Here is a 17,328-nt window from a genome sequence, read left to right as displayed (position 1 = left end):
TCCGATGTCCGGCCGGTATGTCCAGGTCTCGGGATACGTGGTCCTCGCACACGGACTCCTGTCACAGGAACTCGACAAGAGTCCCACCCTGGTGCGCCGGGCTACGGCACACCGGTGATTGCTCCACCTCACGGCATGTTTCGCGGGCCCCGCACCGGCACCGGCACGGGGCCCGCGACCGCCCCGCACGCCGGCATCCCGGCCCCTCGGCCGGCGCACCGGTCGCCGATCACGGAGAGGGGGTGTTAGAACAGGGAGATGAGCGGACGTTCCCGCTGGCCATGGGCGAGAGCGGCGCCGCCGCCCGGCACCCGGTGGTCATCCGATCCGTCCCGCAGGAGAAGGCAGCCCTGGCCGCCACGCGGACGCCGCCTGTCCCCTTCCCTGAGCGTGCGCACCCTCGCCGCGCAGGTCTTCCTGCTCCAGGCGCTGATCATGCTCGTCCTGGTGGCGGTGGCCGCCTCCGCCCTGGTCGTACAGGGCCGCTACGACGCCGAACGCAACGCCAAGGAGCGGTCCCTGGCCGCTGCGGAGTCGTTCGCGCACGCGCCCGGCACGGCACTCGCGCTCCGCTCACCCGACCCCACGGCCCGGTTGCAAGGGGCGGCGGAACAGGCCCGGAAGGGCTCCGGCGTCGACTTCGTCACCGTCCTGGACGCACACGGGGTCCGGCTCACCGATCCCGACCCCGCGCTGATCGGCACCAAGGCCCAGGGCGTCGGCCGGGCCGCCGAGGGGGAGACGTTCACCGAGACGTTCCACGGCCGGCCGACCGACGCGGTGCGCGCGGTCGTACCGGTGACGGACGTGAGCAGACGTGTGGTCGGCATGGTCACCGCCGGCATCGAGTACGCCAACGTGGGCGACGTCCTGAACCAGCAGCTGCCGATGCTGCTCGGCGCGGCGGCGGGGGCGCTCGTGCTCGCCACCAGCGGCGCCGCCCTGATCAGCCGCCGGCTGCTGCGGCAGACCCACGGACTCGGCCCGGCCGAGATGACCCAGATGTACGAACACCACGACGCCGTGCTGCACGCGGTGCGCGAGGGCGTACTGATCGTCGGCGGCGACGGGCGGACCCTGCTCGCCAACGACGAGGCGAGCCGCCTGCTGGACCTCCCCGACGACGCCGACCGGCGGCACGTGCGGGAACTGGGTCTGGGGCCGGGCCTGACCCGGCTGCTGGTGGCGGGTGAGGCCGTGTCCGACGAGATCATCCCGACCGGGGACCGGCTGCTGGCGGTCAACATCCGGCCCACCGCCCCCTTCGGCGGCGATCAGGGGCTCGTCGCCACCTTCCGTGACACCACCGATCTCAGGGCCCTCAGCGGGCAGGCCGAGCTGGCGCGGGGCCGGCTGTCGTTCCTGTACGAGGCGGGGATGCGGATCGGCACCACACTCGACGTACGGCGCACGGCCGAGGAGCTGACCGAGGTGGCCGTCCCGCGCATGGCCGACATCGTCACCGTGGAGATCCTCGACTCCGTGCTGCGCGGCGAGGAACCGTCGAGCGCGGTGCACGAGATGCGCCGCACCGCGCTGCGCGCCTCACAGCCCGGACACCCCCTCCAGCCGGTCGGCGACGTGATCCGGTTCGTGATGGCCGACACCCCGATGGTGGCGGCGCTGGGCCGGGGCAGAGCCGTGCTCGTGCCGGACCTGGAGGCCGCCCGGGACTGGCGGGCACAGGACCCCGAGGGGGCACGGCGGGCGCTGGACCACGGCATCCACTCACTGATCTCGGTGCCGCTCCGGGCACGCGGAGTGGTCCTCGGCATGGTCAACTTCTGGCGCGGCGCGGGCTCCCCCCGGTTCGACGAGGAGGACGTCGCCGTGACCGAGGAACTGGTGGCCCGGGCCGCCGTCGCCATCGACAACGCACGCCGGTACTCCCGCGAACACGCCATGGCCATGACCCTCCAGCGCAACCTGCTGCCGCTGGGCCTGCCGGAACAGGACGCGCTGGAGATCGCCTCCCGCTACCTGCCGGCGCAGTCCGGCGTGGGCGGCGACTGGTTCGACGTCATCCCGCTGCCCGGCTTCCGGGTGGCGCTCGTCGTCGGTGACATCGTGGGCCACGGACTACAGGCCGCGGTGACCATGGGACGGCTGCGCACCGCCGTACTGAACTTCTCCTCCCTGGACCTGGCCCCCGACGAACTGCTCGGCCACCTGGACGAGATGGTCACCCGGCTGGACTCGCAGACCGCGACCGCCGACGACGACCGCGAACCCCTCACCGGCGCCACCTGCCTCTACGCCATCTACGACCCGGTCGGCGGGCGCTGCACCTTCTCCCGCGCCGGCCACCTCGCACCCGCCGTCGCCGATCCCCAGGGCCGGGTGACCTTCCCCGACCTGCCCCTGTCACCGCCCCTGGGCGTCGGCGGGCACCCCTTCGAGGCCGGTGAGCTGGACCTGCCCGAGGGCAGCCGGCTCGTCCTGTTCACCGACGGCCTGGTCGAGAGCCGCGGACGGGACATCGACGAGGGCCTGGAGACGCTCTCCGCGACCATCGCCCGCGCCGATCCCGCACCGGAGGAGACCTGCCGCGCCCTCGTGGAGACGATGCTGCCCGAACACCCCAGTGACGACGTGGCGCTGCTGGTCGCCCGGACCCGGCGCCTCGCCCCCTCGTGCGCCGCGACCTGGGAGGTCCCGTTCGACGTCATGGCGGTGCCCCGGGTACGCAAGGAGGTGAGCCGGAAGCTCGCCGAGTGGCAGCTGGAGGAGTCGGCGTTCACCACGGAACTGATCCTCAGCGAGCTCCTCACCAACGCGATCCGCTACGGCGCCCCGCCCATCTGCGTCCGGCTGCTGCTGGGCCGGACCCTGGTCTGCGAGGTGTCGGACGGCAGCAACACCTCACCCCGGCTGCGGCACGCGGCCACCACCGACGAGGGCGGCCGCGGCCTCTTCCTCGTCTCCCAGTTCGCGGACATCTGGGGCACCCGCTACGCGGCGCGCGGAAAGGTCATCTGGGCCGAACAGAACCTGGACCGCGCCGCGGCGCCGGACGCCTCGGCGATGTTCGACGTCCTCGACCTCTGACACCGGCTGAACGCGCCCGTACGGCACTCCACGCGGGCGGCGCCGCCTGCCGTGGCGCTCCCGGACGGCGTGGCGCCCTCAGGAGCCGTCCGCGGCGCGGCCCGCGTCCGTCCCGCGCCGGGCCGAGGCCTCCGCCCGGCCGGCGCGGTCCAGCAGCCGGGCCCGCCTGCGGGGCCACCACATCAGATCGGCGGCGAAGAGCACGACCACCAGCCACGAGGCGACGGTCTCGCCGGTGGAGCTCCTCAGGGTGTCGTACACGGCCAGCCCGACCGCGAGCACGGTGACGAGGACGACGATCCAGCGGCGCAGCCGGTCCTCCTCGGCGGCCCGGCGCAGGGCGCCGGCGTATGCGGCGACCGAGGGCGCCAGCCGGGGATCACCGGCGTCCTGCCCGCGCCGGGTGGCGCGCACCACGGCCGCGCGGTCGGCGCCGCTCAGGTGTGCGGCCTCGGGCCACAGCCTGCGCATCCGGCGCGCCACCCGGATGCCGTAGAACAGGCTGAGCACCACCAGGACCACCGCGGCCCCCGGCCACGACCCCGCCTCGACGAGCACGAAGGCCGCGGAGAAGACACCCACGCCGAGACCGGCGCCCACACCCCGGCCCACCGGCCCCCGCTGCCACAACCAGCCCGGAACGAGAATCACCCCGCCCACGGTGGCCCGCGCCCGTCACCGGCGCAACGACCATCCCGGCACGCCGGGGCCGGCCCACGCACACGGCGCACGGACACCGGCGGTCCGGTCGCGGTACGACGTGCGGCCGCCCCGGACGCGGGAGAGGGTGGGAGCCACCAGGTCACTGCCCTTGGCGCGTCCGGGACCGGGTTCGGACCCCCGGGTGTCGTGGAACCCCCAGGAGGACGCAATGACGACGACTTCGGCTCGCCGCCCCCGTTTCGCCCCGCGATGGAAGACGTCACGTGACTGGCCGCTGGCCGCGGCCGCGGTCTGCGCGCTGCTGAGTCTCGGCATGCTCTTCCTGCCCTGGCTGACCACCAGCGGGGGCGCCGGCGAGAACGCCTTCGGGGTGGACCTCCCGACCGCGGGACCGGCGATGATCGTCGCCATGGTGTTCGCCACGGTCGCCCTGCTGGTCATGGCCGCGGTGACGGCCGGCAGACGGTACCTGGAGGCGTCACTCGTGCCGTCGTCCGTCCTCCTGGCCGTCTACATCCTGAAGGCGGCGGACGTGTCCGACCTGGCCGACCTGTACAGCCGGCTGGCGGCGTCGTTCACCGGTGCCACCATCGGCACCGGTGTCGGCCTGTGGCTAGGGCTGGCGTTCGCCGCCCTGACCCTGCTGTTCCTCCTCGCGGCCGTGCTGCTCGGGTGGGGGAAGGGGGACAGTCTCACGTACCCGGCGTTCGGTACGGCACGCGAAGCCCGTCACGGCACACCGACGGACGAGGACACCACCCCCTACCCGCCCCGGCCCGCCGACCCGCCCGGCCCCGGCCCGGAACCGCACGACAGAGGCGAGTGACGGCGGCGCGGACTCCGGCACGCCCGACCGCCGGGTCCCCGCCCGGTACCGCCGGGGAGGAGGATCATCGGGGCACCTGCCGACGGGGGCCTCCCCACCCTGCCGACGCTGCCGGGCACGGTCCCGGACCGGGCCACCCGGCGGACGTGCCGGGTCAGGCGTGGGTCGTCAGGATCATGTACGCCGCGATCCGGGTCTCCGCCGGAGCTCGTCCAGGGGACCCGTCCGCGCGGAGCGTCGGCAGGTCCACGGCGGGGGAGGGGAAACCGGGGTCGACGAGCAGGGTCCGGTGGCGGTCGAGGGAGCGGTGGTGGGTGGTGGTCGTCATCGTGGTGCCGTCGCGCAGGCGCAGCAGCGTGGTCACGGTGCCGCGGTCGCCGTACACGGCGCCCGGCTCGCCGCGCCGCAGCGTGGAGAAGGCCACGCCGGTCGCCGCCCGGGTCGAGGTCGGCGAGGACGTACGGCGCGCCGGGACGCGGTAGTGCGAAGCGGCGAGGCCGGCCGTCGTCGGGGTCGGTGCAGTACAGCAGGCAGCACACGGCGGCATCGACGCTGTCGTCGGCGAGCCGGTCCAGGGTGCGGCCGTCGAACAGCCGGCAGGGAGACACGAGGGTGGGGCCGGTCGGCCCGGGCGATGTCCGGCATGCCCGCCGACGGGTCGACGGCCCGGACCGTCCGCACCCCGGTGCCCGCGCGCCGCGCCGCCACCGCGCCGGTGCCGCACCCGACGTCCAGGACCGGCCGGCCGGGGCCCGACCCGCCGCCGAGGCGTTGCAGCACGGCGGGGAAGATCAGCCGCTCGGCCAGCCGCATGTCGCGGCCGCGGTACGCGTCGGCCGCGGCGCAGGTGTCCCGGCCGAGAGCGTCTTCCCCGGCCATCATGATCACCGCTTCCTGCACTCGGCCGGCCCCGGGCGTGGTGAGGCGTACGGGGTGCTGGTCAGCCTCTTGCGTGCCGACGTGCCCAGCCTGCCGCCGGACGACGGGAACTGACGGACGGTTCGCGCGGGCCGGAGCCGTCCTTACCGCCATCTCCCTAAGCCACTGCGGCTCCTGGGTGCGCACCGGCACGTTTGCCGGTGCTGCGGCGGGCAACGCGAAGCCCATGACTGAATCGAGCAGCGGGACGAGTAGAAAGTCCGACCAGGAGCAGGGGGCCGCGGCGAAGGCCCGGCGGACGGCGGACAAGGCGACGGCGCCGGCCGGTCGCGCGGCGAAGAAGGCCGTGACGGCCTCCGACGGCGCGGCGTCGGCCGTGAAGGCCGGCACCGAGCGGACGGCGGAGGTGACGAGCGGGGCCGTCCGCACGGCGGCCCGGGGCGTCGAGACCGGGCGCCAGGCGCTGGTCACGGCGTCGGGCCAGGTCGCGGCCACCGCCAAGACGGCCTGGACGGTGGTCGCCCACCGCAAGCTGGTCGCCGCCGGCGTCAGCGCGGGCCTGACCGCGATGACCGTGGCGTCGTACGCGATGGGCCGCCGAGCCGAGCGCCACACGCACGGACCGCTCACGCGCCTCACCCAGGGCCGTTTCTGACGCATGGCCGGCACACGCGGGCGGACGCCATGCGCAATGCCGTGCCGTGGACGTGAGGGCGGGCCGCGGTGCCTGCCGGTCACGTCACACACTTCTCGACGCAGGGGCCCGGCCTTCATCGAACGAAGGCCGGGCCCCTGCCGTCCTGAACGGGGGCGGTACGGACCGCGGGGGGCGGTACGGACCGCGGACCGGTGCCGCGGTCCGTACCGCCGTGACGGGCCGGCCCGTGGGGGAGGCCGGCCCGCTCGGGCACCGGGTCAGCCGGTCTTCGCCACCTGCGAGAGGGCCTTGGTGAGGCCGTTGGCCCACAGCTGGTTGACGCGGGCGCGCTCGGTGCTGTTCGGGTACCGGTTGGTGCAGGAGGTGCCGGGGCCGCCGCCCGACATCAGCTCGCTGCACGGGCCGCTGTAGTGGTCCGGCAGGCCCAGCACATGGCCGGTCTCGTGGGCGGTGACCCGGATCGAGTCGTACTGCCGGTTCTGCGTGTAGTCCAGGAAGATGTAACCGCTGCCGTGGCCGTCGGTGGAGGCGTATGACCCGCTCGAGTCGTTGCCCTCGTAATAGGCGAAGTCAGCGCTGCCCGTCGTCGCCTGGAGCTTGACGTTGGACACCGAGCTGTTCCAGATGGAGGCGGCGCTCGATATCTGGGAGCGGAAGCTCGGCGCCTGGGCGGTGTTGTAGTAGACGGTCACCGACTGGAGGGAGGGGTGGGCGGCCTGCCTCTTGGCGACCGACTTCAGTACGGCGTCGAAGAACGCCTTGTTGCCGGTCTTCTCGCCCGAGCCGACGTAGCCGGCGGTGGCGGAGCGGGCCGGTGTCGTGGCGGTGTTCTGGGCGCTCGCCGGGCTCGCGGTGCCGAGCGCGGCGGAGGCCAGACCGACACCGAGCGCGAGGGCCAGCAGTCGTCTGTTCTTCGGCCCGGTGCTGGTGCGGAACGACGTCATGGGGGGCTCCTACTCGTCCTGTGGGGTTGAACGATCGGTTGCCAGTGAGTCTCGGGCAGGCCAACGGGACCGCGGATGATGGCAATCGGGGATTGCGCGAGGCTATCGGCGGCCGACTCGTCCACTTTCGTTGGAACTTGAACATCTGGTGCGCTGCCGCACGCCCCCTTACGCTCCCCCCATGGAGCTAGAGGTGAGGCATCTGCGCGTCCTCTGCGCCATCGCCGACACCGGCAGTCTGCACAAAGCGGCACGGCAACTCGGCCTGGCGCAACCGTCGTTGAGCACGCAGCTGGCGCGCATCGAGCGCGCGCTCGGTGCGCAGCTCTTCGTGCGGGCCCGCACCGGCTGCCGGCCGACCCCGCTGGGACTGGCCGTGCTGAGCCGGGCCAGGCCGCTGGTGGCGGAGTTCGCGGCACTCGTCACGGAGACCAGGACCGCCGCCGCCCGTGCCGCCGGGGGGTTCCAGCTGCGCATCGGGGCCACGGCGAGCCGGGCCATCCCGGGCTGGCTGCGCCTGCTGCGCGCACGGGTTCCGCGCGTGGAGCCGGCGCTGGAGATGAACGTCTCCGCCAACGCCCTGCTCGGCATGGTCGCCGCCGGCCGCCTCGACATGGCGTTCGTGCACGAGGTCGAGGGCAGTCCGCTGCGTGTCCCGTCCGGCCTGTGCCTGCGCGTGCTCGTCGAACGCGAACCGCAGTTCGTCACGCTCGCCGCGGACCATCCCGCGGCGGTGCGGACGGAGGTGAGCCTGGCCGACCTGTCCGGCGACCGCTGGATGATCGACTCCACGGTCGACGGCGAGTGGGACGCCCTGTGCCGGGTGCTGCGGGCCGCGGGCCTCGACTCAGACATCCTGCACGGGGATTACCTCACCGCCTACTCGCTGGCCGCCATCGGCGAGGTGGTCACGGTCAGCCAGCCGACGGCCTCTCCCCGCACCGATCTCGCGATCCGCCCCCTGGAGGGAGACCCGATAGGCGTACGTCTGCTCCTGGCGGCCCGCACGGAAGACGAACTGGACGACGTCTACCCCGAGTTGGAGACGGCCTACTGGGCGGTGGCCCTCGAGGCGCCGGCCTACCGGAAGTGGTTGCACCGTGCGCACCCGCCCGGCCCGGACGCCTGCCGGAAGCCGTACGGGCCACCGGTGCCGGCGCGGTTGCCGGTGGCGGCCCGTCCGCGCACGCCGTGACGGCACGGCCCGGGGCCGCTCGGCGCCCGGTCGCACGGGCCGGCCGGGCGCCCAGCGGCACCGGGCCGCGCGGGGCCGCCGGGTCAGGGCCGCGTGACCCGGCTCGCCGGCCGACGGCCGTGCCGCCGGGTCAGGGCCGCTGCCCCCAGGCCATGACCATGCCGGGGCCCAGCTCGGCCAGCCGGGGCGAGGCCAGGTAGGCGAGTGCTTCGTCGATGACCGCGGCGTCCACCAGGCCGGTCTCCTCCAGGGCGGGACGCATCCGGCTCCATGTCTCGGTCCAGAACCGGGCCAGGGGACCGCCCGCGACCAGCGGAGGGACGAAGAGTTCCGCGGCGACGTGCTGGAGGCCCTCCTCCCTGAGGAAATGCGGGTACGCCGGGACGGAGGAGGTGTCGGTGCCGATCGTCGACCGCAGCGCCTGCCACAGGGCGTCCATGGTGCGGCGGTAGGCGGAGGCCGTGTCCAGGGTGTTCGGCACCTCCAGGGCGTCGCCCAGCAGCAGCCGGCCTCCGGGAGCGAGCCATCGCACGAGCCGCGTGATGAGCCCGCGGCGCTGGGGCAGGTGCATCAGGACGAACCTGGCGTGGATGAGGTCGAAGCCGCCGAGGCGCAGGCTGTCGTCGGTCAGATCACCGGTGACCACCCGCAGCCGGGGGTTCGCGGCGGTCTCCAGCCGGCTGGTGTCCCGGTCCAGGGCGACCACCTCGTCGGCCCCCGCCTCCTCCAGCAGCCAGCGCGCCACGGTCCCCGTGCCGGCGCCCACTTCGAGGCAGCGGCTGCCCGGCCCGGCGCCCAGGGCCCGCAGACGGCGCGTGGTCACGGGGTCGTAGACGAGCGCGGCGGCGTCGATCCGCGCGGCCTCCCCGGGGCGTTCCGGTTCGAAGAGGTCCTCGCCGTAGCGGCCGTCACCGGTGCCCCCTCCCGCGGGCGGTGGCGCGCTCATGGGGCAACCTCCCGCCCCGGTGGCCGTGACGTGCCTGGCTGCTGGGAGGGGAACATCGAACCACCATGGCCGCGCACATCCGGCGTTCATGGGGATTGCGGCCGCCGGCGCACGAGTCCCATCCGTATGGCCGAGCCGGCGGCCGGGCGGTGGGGGCCGCCCCACAGTCCGGTGGCTCCGGCGGTGACACCGGCCGGTGCCCGTCCGGCCCGGGGCGCCCGGTCCTCGACGGCCGAGACACACGGCCGGAAGAACGAGGACCAGACGAGGGCCGGCACCGCACGGTCATGGCCGGGCCACCCCGGGGCACCCGAAGGCGCATGAAGGTGACCACGACAAGACGCCCGCCCCGCCTGACCGTCGCCCTGGCGCTGCTGCCCCTGGCCGTGTCCTGCGCCAGCGGACACCAGGCAACCGGCGGTGGGACGGCGGCGGCAGGACCGGCACCCGGCGCGCTGGGCGGCACCCTTGTCGTCACCAGCGAGAACGGACTGAGGTTACGTCCGGCCGACGGCCACCGGGTCACCGTGGACGACCGCGTCGACCACGCCGACCGCCGCTGGTCCCACCGCGACGGCACCTGGGTCCTCGACCTGTCCTGCGCGGACCGGAGCCCGGACGACACGCCCTGCCCCCGCATGCCCGAGGTGCGCGTCCCCGACGGCGTCAGCGTCACGGTGACCGCCCGCAACGCCGGCATCGACGCCGCGGGAGTCGCGGCCGGCCTGGACCTGACGACGGTCAACGGCGATGTCACGGTGACCCGTTCCGGCCGGAGCGGGGCCGTGACCCGGCTGGCCACCCGCAACGGCTCCGTGCGCGCCGTCGCCCTCGACGCACGCCGGCTGACGGCCGCGACCACCAACGGGGACGTGATCCTCTCCTGCGGCTCCGCGCCGACGGCCGTCACGGCGACGACCACCAATGGCTCGGTCGGCGTCACCGTTCCGCACGGCAGCCCCGCCTACCGGGTCACCGCGACCACGGCCAACGGCCGTACCACCGTGGACGTTCCCACCCGCGACGCCGGCCGCGGGCCCGCGATGAAGCTGACCACCGTCAACGGCGACGTCGACGCGCGCCGCGGCTGAACCGCCCTCGAACTGCCCCGTCCCCGTACCGGACGTCAGGGTGTGGCCGGTCCCGTCAGGGGCATCCGCAGTGCACTGAGTGCGTCACCATCCGGCATCGAAGGGATCAGCATCATGTTGGCCATCGTCTCGGCGGTCCTGTTCTTCATCGCTTTTCTGATCAACGCGGCTGGCATCTCGACCAACGACACGTTCACCTCGACGAACATCATGCTCCTCGGGCTGACCGTGCTCGCCCTGCACCTCGCGGGGGTGGGCAGCGGCTGGACGGCCCGGGGCCGCAGACACTGAGCGGCACGAGAAGGCGCCCGGCACCCCGGTCGTGTGCGCTACCGGGGTGCCCGGGCCGGCTCTGTGGCGCTCAGCGCGGTGTCCATCGTGCGCAGGCGCCGGTGCCAGCGGCCCCGACGGAGGTGACTGCCGTACGGACCACGACCTCTCCGTTGTCGACCGGGCTGTGCGCGTACCCCGCGTCCGCCCCCGCAAGCAGCTCAACTACCGTTCCGCTGACGGGAGTCTGAGTTCCGTCAGCGCGCCGGGTCGGACGAAGGCGCTCTCCCCGGTGATCGCCCTGCCGACGAGCTGCAACAGCATCCCCCAGCTCGACGTGATGTTCCCCGGGCTCTTCACCAGCAGGTCCTGCACCATCTGGAAGCCCGCGAGGGGCCGGCCGAACTGCTGTCTGTCTACGACGAACCTCTTGACCTGGTCGTCGGCGACGTCCCGGGCCCAGACGACGACGTGGTCGGCGGACGTCGCGTTGCCTATCCAGCGCTTGGCACCGTTGAGCACCCAGGTGTCGCCGTCGCGCCGGGCGGTGGTGCGTGCCCGGCAGCCAGTGGTCACGCTGGGCCCGGTCGCCGCCCAGATGGATGGCGTAGATGGCCAGTCCGTCGTGGACGCCGAAAAGAAGGTGGTGACCGACGCGTCGACGCGGCTCATCTCCGGCGCCATCATCCCGGTCAGCAGACGGCCGGCGGCGGGGCCGTGATCGCCGTACCCCTCGTAGGCCGGTCCGGCCAGCCCGCTCTCACGGAAACGGCCGACCAGCTCCTCGGGGAAGGCGCTCTCGGCCCAGGGCCCGGCCAAGTGAAGTCATGGGGCCCTTCTTCCACGGTCGCGCCGGGCGATGCCCGGGCCGGCGGGAGCGCCGTCCGCGCGCCGTCAGACCTGGTCGGCCCGCGTGGTCACCAGCACCTCCGCCCGGCTCCCGGGGCGGCGCGGCCCGGCCTCCCAGAGGCGCCAGGTCGACCACAGCAGCGCGACGAGGAAGACGGCGAGCAGCCCCAGCAGCACCACCGTCTGCCGCGCCGACCCGTCGTCCCCGACCATCTCCCACAGCAGACAGAAGGACCAGGCCGCCACACCGCCTGCGTACACGGCCCTCAACTGCCGTAGCTGACTTACCGAACCCATCGTCACCCCTCCGGGAAGTCGCGTCGCGTCGTCCTGCCGGTACCCACGTGGGGCGACTTCAGCACATGCGGAACCGGCTCTTGAAGGCCGTACCGCGCCAAGTCGGCGGACGGAAGGGGACTTTCCCGTCGTCCCGGGCGCGCGGACCGCCGGCCGCCGAGCCGCGAGGCCGCTCCCGAAAGGATGAACAGGCCGCCGGCGCGGCGTGGCGCGAGCACCGCGCCAGCACGCTGGGACTCCGAGGACCGTGGACGTCAGGGGGCGCAGGTGAGGTGGCGGCACGCTTCGTCACGGGACCGGGCGCGCTATCTCTTCGACACGAGGCCGGCCCGCAGCACGGGGACCCTGCTCAGCCGGCTCGCTCTGGCCTGCCTCGCGGTCGTCGTGCCCGTCAGCACCCTGCTGGTGTGGATGGACCCGAGCGCGCCGCGCTCCCTGTCCGGCCGGCTCACGGCCGTGTGGCGCACCGGCGCGGAGACCCTGCGCCTCGGAGTGGCGACCGGCGCGCCGCTGCGGATGCTGCTCTCCGTGCTGCCGGGGTTGATCACGCTGCTTGTGTGTCGACGCTCCGCGATCACCACGGGCCTCCCCGACGCGGATCGGCCGGCACGCGCGCGAGGCGGCAGGTCCCGGTCCCGGGGCGGCCGACGCCACGCGCTCCCGGGCCGCGGGCCGTCCGGGGCGCGCGGTGCGGAAGTCGGCCGGATGCCCGCCGGGTAGCCTGGGTACCCGACGGCGGGTACCGCACGGGACGGGGAGGTGGGACGTTGCTGCACATCACCGGGAGTCAGGGCGACCGGACGAGGGCGGAACTGCCCGAGGACGTGGATCTGTACACGACGGCCTCGCTCCGGACGGCGGTGGACGGCCTGATCGACGCCGGGTGCCGTCACCTGGTTCTGGACGCCTCGCGTACGCAGCACATGGACTCCACCGGTGTCAGCGCCCTGGTGGGCTGGTACCAGCGGCTGGACACCCTCGGTGGCTCCCTCAGCGTCACCGGACTCGATGACGGCCTGCTCCGTATGTTCACCATCCTCGGGCTCGACTCCGTCATGACCCTCACGCCCGGCAAGACCCCGTCGCTCTGACGTCCGCGCCGTCCCTCTGACGCGCGCCCCGCCGTGATCACCGCGCCCGCGCACCGGCCGTGGTCACGGCGGGGGAGCGTCCGGCGCGGAGCCCTTCGCGGCGTGCACCGGCACCAGCTCGGTCAGGCCCGAGATGCTGAGCAGCGGGGTCAGCAGGGGCGGCGCGATCAGTTCCAGCCGGGTGCTGTGGGCGAACAGCACGTTCAGGCCCGCGCTGTCGAGGTATTCCACCTCGGCGAGATCCACGACGACGGGCCCGCCGATCCCGTCGAGGGCCGCGGCCAGCGTGCCGGCGTTGCTCTGGTCGATCTCGCCGACCACCGTCAGCACGGACGTGCCATCGGCGCGCCGCGCCCGGGTCAGTGTGAGCGGGATGGTCATCAGGTGATCCTCGTCTGCATCTCGACGACGGTGCCGTTGGGGCCAGGTGTGACGGTGACGTGCTGCATCAGTGCCCGCATCAGTTGCAGTCCGCGTCCGCGGTGCCGGTTCAGCTCGGGCTGCGGAACCTTCCACCGGCCGGAGTCGGTGACGGTGACCAGCAGGTCGTGCGTGTGGGCCAGCCCGCTCAGCCGGATGGTCCCCCCGGGGCCGTCCCGGTGCCCGTGTTCGATCGCGTTGGCGCACGCCTCACCCGCCGCGACCATGATGTTCTGGACGGTGTGCCGGGGCAGTGCGCACTGGTCGAGCCAGTCACGCAGGGCCTGGCGCACCGAGGCGAGCCGCGCCGACTCTGCGGGGAACGTCACCTGGAGCGGCGCGGGATGACGGTAGAGCAGCAGCGCCACGTCGTCCTCGTATCCGCCGTCCGGTTCGAGGCGTTTCATGATCCGCGTGGCCAGTTCCTCCACCGCCGCGTCCCTGCCCTCCTGGACGGCCTGGCCGGCCTGCTCGATGCCGGCGGCCAGGGAACGGCGGCGCCGCTCCACGAGTCCGTCGGTGTACAGCAGCAGGGTGGAACGGCCCGGCATCGTCCGGACCCCCTCCGGACGCGTCCGGCCGGGGCGGACCGCCAGCGGCAGGGCACGGCCCTCCTCCAGCAGCTGGACGGTGCCGTCCGGGGAGGCGAGGACTCCTGGGGGATGTCCCGCGCTCGAGTAGACCAGCCGTCCGGTCGCCGGTTCCAGCACACCGCAGAAGACGGTGGTGCACAGGGCGCCCGGGACACCGGCGGCGAACTGGTCCAGCGCCATCAGCGTCCGCGCGGGGCTCGGCTCCTGGAGCAGCAGGGCACGGCACGCGCTGCGCAGCTGCCCCATGACGCTGGCCGCCGTCAGACCGTGACCGACGCAGTCGCCGACGACGATGCCGATGCGGCCGTCGGGCAGGGGCACCGTGTCGTACCAGTCACCGCCGACCTCGAGCGGCCGGGTCGCGGGTTCGTAGCGCACGGCGAAGCCGTCGGGGAGCAGCGCCGGGCCGAGGATGGCGCGCTGGAGGGCGATGGCCGTCTCGCGCTGCTGGTCGATCTGGTGGACGCGGACCAGCCCCTGGGCGAGATGCCCGGCCAGCAGGGTCAGCAGCAGCTGGTCCTCGCCGGTGAAGGGCCGGCGTTCGCCCAGGTCCACCCAGAGCGTCAGCGGGCCGTGCGGGTGTTCGAGGAGGATCCCGGCCCCGCCCGGGGCGGTGACCGGGGTGAGGGTGGGCTGCTGCCGCAGCCGCTCCAGGAAGCTTCTGCGGCCGGCGGACAGGGACGGCCAGGACAGGGACGGGTCGGTGCCGGTCACGGCCGGTTCGCCGTGCCGGCCGAAGATGGCGGCCAGGACGGTCCGGGCCCGCCACAGCTGCTTCAGCTCGTGCAGCGCGCCCGTGAGCGCGTCGGACAGGCTGGTGGCCCGCGAGAGCCGCGTGCTCAGGGCCGCCAGAGCGGTCTCCCGCTGGATGGCGTAGTGCTCCGCGGTCACGTCCCGGAACGTGCCCACGGTCATGCGGCGTCCGGTGTCGGGGTCCTCGGCCTGGTTGAACGTCGCGCTCACCCACAGCTGATGCCCGTCACGGTGCCGCACGGGCAGGGCGTTCGTCCTGCGCGCGCTGCTGCCCGTCAGCCGCCCGAAGGCGGCCTCGGCCCGCCGGTACCCCTCGGGGTCGGTGTCGGGGTCGGGCCACCAGGGATGCACGGGCCGGTAGGGCAGGCCCTCGGGAGGGTAGCCGAGCATGTCGGTGAACGCCGCGTTGGTCTCGATGACGGTGCCCTCCTCGTCACAGACGAAGAAGGCCTCCTGGAGGGAGTCGATCAGGGCGTTGCGCCACCGCAGGTGATGCGTGCGCAGCCGCGCCAGTTCCACGTTCGCGCGGACCCGGGCCAGCAGTTCGGCGGCGGCGAACGGCTTGACGAGATAGTCGTCGGCACCCGCTTGCAGGCCCTCGATGGAGGCCTCCTGCCCGGCGCGCGCCGACAGCAGCAGCACCGGCACCGAAGCGGTCCGCGGGTCGGACCGCAGCGCCGCCACCAGGGCCAGCCCGTCCAGGCCCGGCATCATCACGTCGCTGACCACGAGGTCGGGCGGATCGGCCCGCACGGCGTCCAGCGCGCTCATCCCGTCGGTGACGGCCGTGATCCGGTACCCGGCGCCCGACAGCAGGCGGGCCAGGTACTCCCGCATGTCGGCGTTGTCGTCGGCGACCACGACACGTCCGGCCGCGCGGTGGCCCGGGGCGCTCTCCGCTGCCTCCGTCACGGCCCTGTCCGCCCCGGAGAAGGGGGTGCCCGGCAGCCAGCGCAGCGCCTCCTGCACGTACGGGTCGGCGGCCGCCGACACCGTCGTCCCGCCGTCCACCGGGGCCACGCTGCCGGCGGGCAGGTGCGCCGTACCGAACGGCAGCCGGACGGTGAAGGCGGTGCCCTGCCCCTCGGTGCTGTCCGCGGTGATCGTCCCGCCGTTCAGGCCCACCAGCTCCCTGACGAGGGCCAGGCCGATACCACTGCCCTCGTGGGACCGGGCGCGCGCGTTCTCGATCCGGTGGAACCGCTCGAACAGCCTGGGCATCTCCTCGGCGGACACCCCTATACCGGTGTCGGAGACGGTGACCCGGGCCCCGCCGTCCTCCGTGCGTACGGTGACCCGGATGGTGCCCTCGAAGGTGAACTTCAGCGCGTTGCTCAGCAGGTTCAGTATCACCTTCTCCCACATGCCGCGGTCGACGTACACCGGCTGGTCCATGGGCGGGCAGTCCACCTCGAAGGCCAGCCCCGCCTTGTCGATGGCGGAGCGGAAGACGCTGGCCAGTTCCGCCGTGGCGGCGGCCAGGTCCACCGGCTCGTACGTCGCCTGCATCCGGCCGGCCTCGATGCGGGAGAAGTCCAGCAGCGCGTTGACGAGCTTGCCCAGGCGCAGTCCGTTGCGGCGGACGACCTCCAGCGGCTCGCGCAGCCCCGGGTCGTCGTTCTGCCGGGTGAGCAGTTCGTCGACCGGCCCCATGATCAGGGTCAGAGGGGTGCGGAACTCGTGGCTGATGTTGGAGAAGAACGCCGTCTTCGCCCGGTCCAGCTCGGCCAGTTCCTCGGCCCGGCGCTGCTGCGCCTCGTACCCGCGCGCGCTGCCGATACCGGCCGCGACGTGACCCGCGACCAGCTCGACGAAGCCCTGGTAGGTGTCGTCCAGCGGCCGGAACCGGTTGAGCCCCGCCACCAGGAAGCCGTACGGCGGCTCGCCCTGCCTCAGCAGGGGCACCACCAGGGCCTGCGCCGGCGGCTGGGGCCAGGCGCCGGGCGGCAGGCGGTCGTACGGCGGGCCGCTCAGCGGCACCCGCGCGGACTGCCCGTCGGCCGGCCGACCCGCCGGCCAGACGGCCTTGGGGTCACCGCTCGGCAGGACCACGGGCGCGGCCGGATGGCCCGCCTCGATCCCCGTGGCGGCCGCCAGCCGCGCCGAACCGTCGTCCTGGAAGAGATAGGTGCAGGTGAAGGGCAGATCCCGCGGATTGCGGGCGAGCTGGCGGGCGACGAACTCCAGCATCTCCTGCTCGGTACGGACCACGCTCGGATCCGAGCCCAGGTCACGCAGGGTGGCCATGCGCCGCTCCCCGACGACCCGCGTGGTCTCCTCGCTGACCACGCATAGCATGCCCACCACGGCGCCGCAGTCGTCCCGCAGCGGGCTGTAGGAGAACGTGTGATACGTCTCCTCGGGATATCCCGACCGTTCGAGGAACAGCATCAGGGCTTCGTCCCAGGTGGCCTCGCCCGTGGTCATCACGGAGCGGACACGCGGGTCGAGGTCGTCCCAGACCTCGGCCCACACCTCGGGGGCCGGGCGGCCGAGCGCCCAGGGGTACTTGTGGCCGAGCGTGGCGCGGCGGTAGGCGTCGTTGCAGAAGAACGTCAGTTCCGGCCCCCACGCCATCCACATCGAGAAGCGGGACGACAGCAGGATGCTCACGGCCGTCCGCAGGCTCTGCGGCCATTCCTCCGGGGGCCCCAGAGGCGTGGCGGCCCAGTCCACGGCGGCCAGATCCGCGCCGATGACCTCGTCGGCGGAGAAGACGCCGGCACGGGCCGAGGGCCCCCGCTCCGTGTCGTCCCGTCCAGCCATCAGCCGCTCCCTCACTCCCGTACCCGCCAGATCGTGGTG

16 protein-coding genes are annotated in these 17,328 nt (G+C 73.7%); 8 read left to right on the top strand and 8 right to left on the bottom strand.

What is annotated here, in order from left to right:
• Positions 1–435: 435 nt before the first annotated feature.
• Positions 436–3,048, top strand: coding sequence for a SpoIIE family protein phosphatase (locus ABZ117_RS28815; RefSeq protein WP_356824829.1), 2,613 nt, complete (start codon positions 436–438; stop codon positions 3,046–3,048).
• A 78-nt stretch (positions 3,049–3,126) separates the two neighbouring features.
• Here ABZ117_RS28815 and ABZ117_RS28810 read toward each other — a convergent pair whose 3' ends face one another.
• Positions 3,127–3,699, bottom strand: coding sequence for a hypothetical protein (locus ABZ117_RS28810; RefSeq protein ID WP_356824726.1), 573 nt, complete (start codon positions 3,697–3,699; stop codon positions 3,127–3,129).
• Positions 3,700–3,919: 220 nt separating this feature from the next.
• On the opposite strand from ABZ117_RS28810, the gene ABZ117_RS28805 reads away from it, so the two are divergent.
• Complete coding sequence (locus ABZ117_RS28805; protein ID WP_356824725.1) at positions 3,920–4,537, top strand: hypothetical protein; 618 nt, start codon at positions 3,920–3,922, stop codon at positions 4,535–4,537.
• A 154-nt stretch (positions 4,538–4,691) separates the two neighbouring features.
• Here ABZ117_RS28805 and ABZ117_RS28800 read toward each other — a convergent pair whose 3' ends face one another.
• Positions 4,692–5,084 carry a hypothetical protein gene (locus tag ABZ117_RS28800; RefSeq protein ID WP_356824724.1) on the bottom strand — a complete coding sequence of 131 codons (393 nt, stop codon included), beginning with the start codon at positions 5,082–5,084 and terminating at the stop codon, positions 4,692–4,694.
• Between the two features lie 65 nt (positions 5,085–5,149).
• Between ABZ117_RS28800 and ABZ117_RS28795 the strand changes: the two genes are divergently transcribed.
• Together ABZ117_RS28795 and ABZ117_RS28790 are read left to right on the top strand one after the other, a co-directional pair.
• Positions 5,150–5,530 carry a hypothetical protein gene (locus ABZ117_RS28795; RefSeq protein ID WP_356824723.1) on the top strand — a complete coding sequence of 127 codons (381 nt, stop codon included), beginning with the start codon at positions 5,150–5,152 and terminating at the stop codon, positions 5,528–5,530.
• Between the two features lie 112 nt (positions 5,531–5,642).
• Positions 5,643–6,071, top strand: coding sequence for a hypothetical protein (locus tag ABZ117_RS28790; RefSeq protein ID WP_356824722.1), 429 nt, complete (start codon positions 5,643–5,645; stop codon positions 6,069–6,071).
• Between the two features lie 260 nt (positions 6,072–6,331).
• Here ABZ117_RS28790 and snpA read toward each other — a convergent pair whose 3' ends face one another.
• A complete protein-coding gene (snpA, locus tag ABZ117_RS28785; protein WP_356824721.1) occupies positions 6,332–7,018 on the bottom strand; it encodes a snapalysin in 687 nt (228 codons plus the stop codon).
• A gap of 181 nt (positions 7,019–7,199) precedes the next feature.
• On the opposite strand from snpA, the gene ABZ117_RS28780 reads away from it, so the two are divergent.
• Entirely contained in the window at positions 7,200–8,213 is a 1,014-nt protein-coding gene (locus tag ABZ117_RS28780; protein WP_356824720.1) for a LysR family transcriptional regulator, read from the top strand.
• Between the two features lie 130 nt (positions 8,214–8,343).
• Here the strand turns inward: ABZ117_RS28780 and ABZ117_RS28775 are convergent, their stop codons facing one another.
• Positions 8,344–9,159, bottom strand: coding sequence for a class I SAM-dependent methyltransferase (locus tag ABZ117_RS28775; RefSeq protein ID WP_356824719.1), 816 nt, complete (start codon positions 9,157–9,159; stop codon positions 8,344–8,346).
• A 320-nt stretch (positions 9,160–9,479) separates the two neighbouring features.
• Between ABZ117_RS28775 and ABZ117_RS28770 the strand changes: the two genes are divergently transcribed.
• Both ABZ117_RS28770 and ABZ117_RS28765 read left to right on the top strand, forming a co-directional pair.
• Positions 9,480–10,250 (top strand): DUF4097 family beta strand repeat-containing protein, encoded by a 771-nt coding sequence (locus tag ABZ117_RS28770; RefSeq protein WP_356824718.1) that lies wholly within the window; start codon positions 9,480–9,482, stop codon positions 10,248–10,250.
• Positions 10,251–10,364: 114 nt separating this feature from the next.
• Entirely contained in the window at positions 10,365–10,541 is a 177-nt protein-coding gene (locus ABZ117_RS28765; RefSeq protein ID WP_356824717.1) for a hypothetical protein, read from the top strand.
• A gap of 204 nt (positions 10,542–10,745) precedes the next feature.
• On the opposite strand, the gene ABZ117_RS28760 is transcribed toward ABZ117_RS28765, so the two are convergent.
• Together ABZ117_RS28760 and ABZ117_RS28755 are read right to left on the bottom strand one after the other, a co-directional pair.
• Positions 10,746–11,339: an acyl-CoA dehydrogenase family protein gene (locus tag ABZ117_RS28760; protein ID WP_356824716.1), complete on the bottom strand. Its 594-nt coding sequence runs from the start codon at positions 11,337–11,339 to the stop codon at positions 10,746–10,748.
• Between the two features lie 75 nt (positions 11,340–11,414).
• Entirely contained in the window at positions 11,415–11,666 is a 252-nt protein-coding gene (locus ABZ117_RS28755) for a hypothetical protein (protein ID WP_356824715.1), read from the bottom strand.
• Positions 11,667–12,433: 767 nt separating this feature from the next.
• Between ABZ117_RS28755 and ABZ117_RS28750 the strand changes: the two genes are divergently transcribed.
• On the top strand, positions 12,434–12,757 hold the full coding sequence (locus ABZ117_RS28750; RefSeq protein ID WP_356824714.1) for an STAS domain-containing protein: 324 nt from the start codon (positions 12,434–12,436) through the stop codon (positions 12,755–12,757).
• A 63-nt stretch (positions 12,758–12,820) separates the two neighbouring features.
• Here the strand turns inward: ABZ117_RS28750 and ABZ117_RS28745 are convergent, their stop codons facing one another.
• Together ABZ117_RS28745 and ABZ117_RS28740 are read right to left on the bottom strand one after the other, a co-directional pair.
• Positions 12,821–13,138: an STAS domain-containing protein gene (locus ABZ117_RS28745; RefSeq protein WP_356824713.1), complete on the bottom strand. Its 318-nt coding sequence runs from the start codon at positions 13,136–13,138 to the stop codon at positions 12,821–12,823.
• Positions 13,138–17,289 (bottom strand): SpoIIE family protein phosphatase, encoded by a 4,152-nt coding sequence (locus ABZ117_RS28740; RefSeq protein ID WP_356824712.1) that lies wholly within the window; start codon positions 17,287–17,289, stop codon positions 13,138–13,140. Before ABZ117_RS28740 ends, ABZ117_RS28745 begins: the two co-directional genes overlap by 1 nt.
• Between the last annotated feature and the right edge of the window lie 39 nt (positions 17,290–17,328).

Origin of the sequence: Streptomyces sp. NPDC006309, assembly GCF_040613095.1 — a bacterium.
GTDB lineage: Bacteria > Actinomycetota > Actinomycetes > Streptomycetales > Streptomycetaceae > Streptomyces.
The sequence above is the reverse complement of the archived record's forward strand: the minus strand, read 5'-3'. Positions and strand labels throughout refer to the sequence as shown.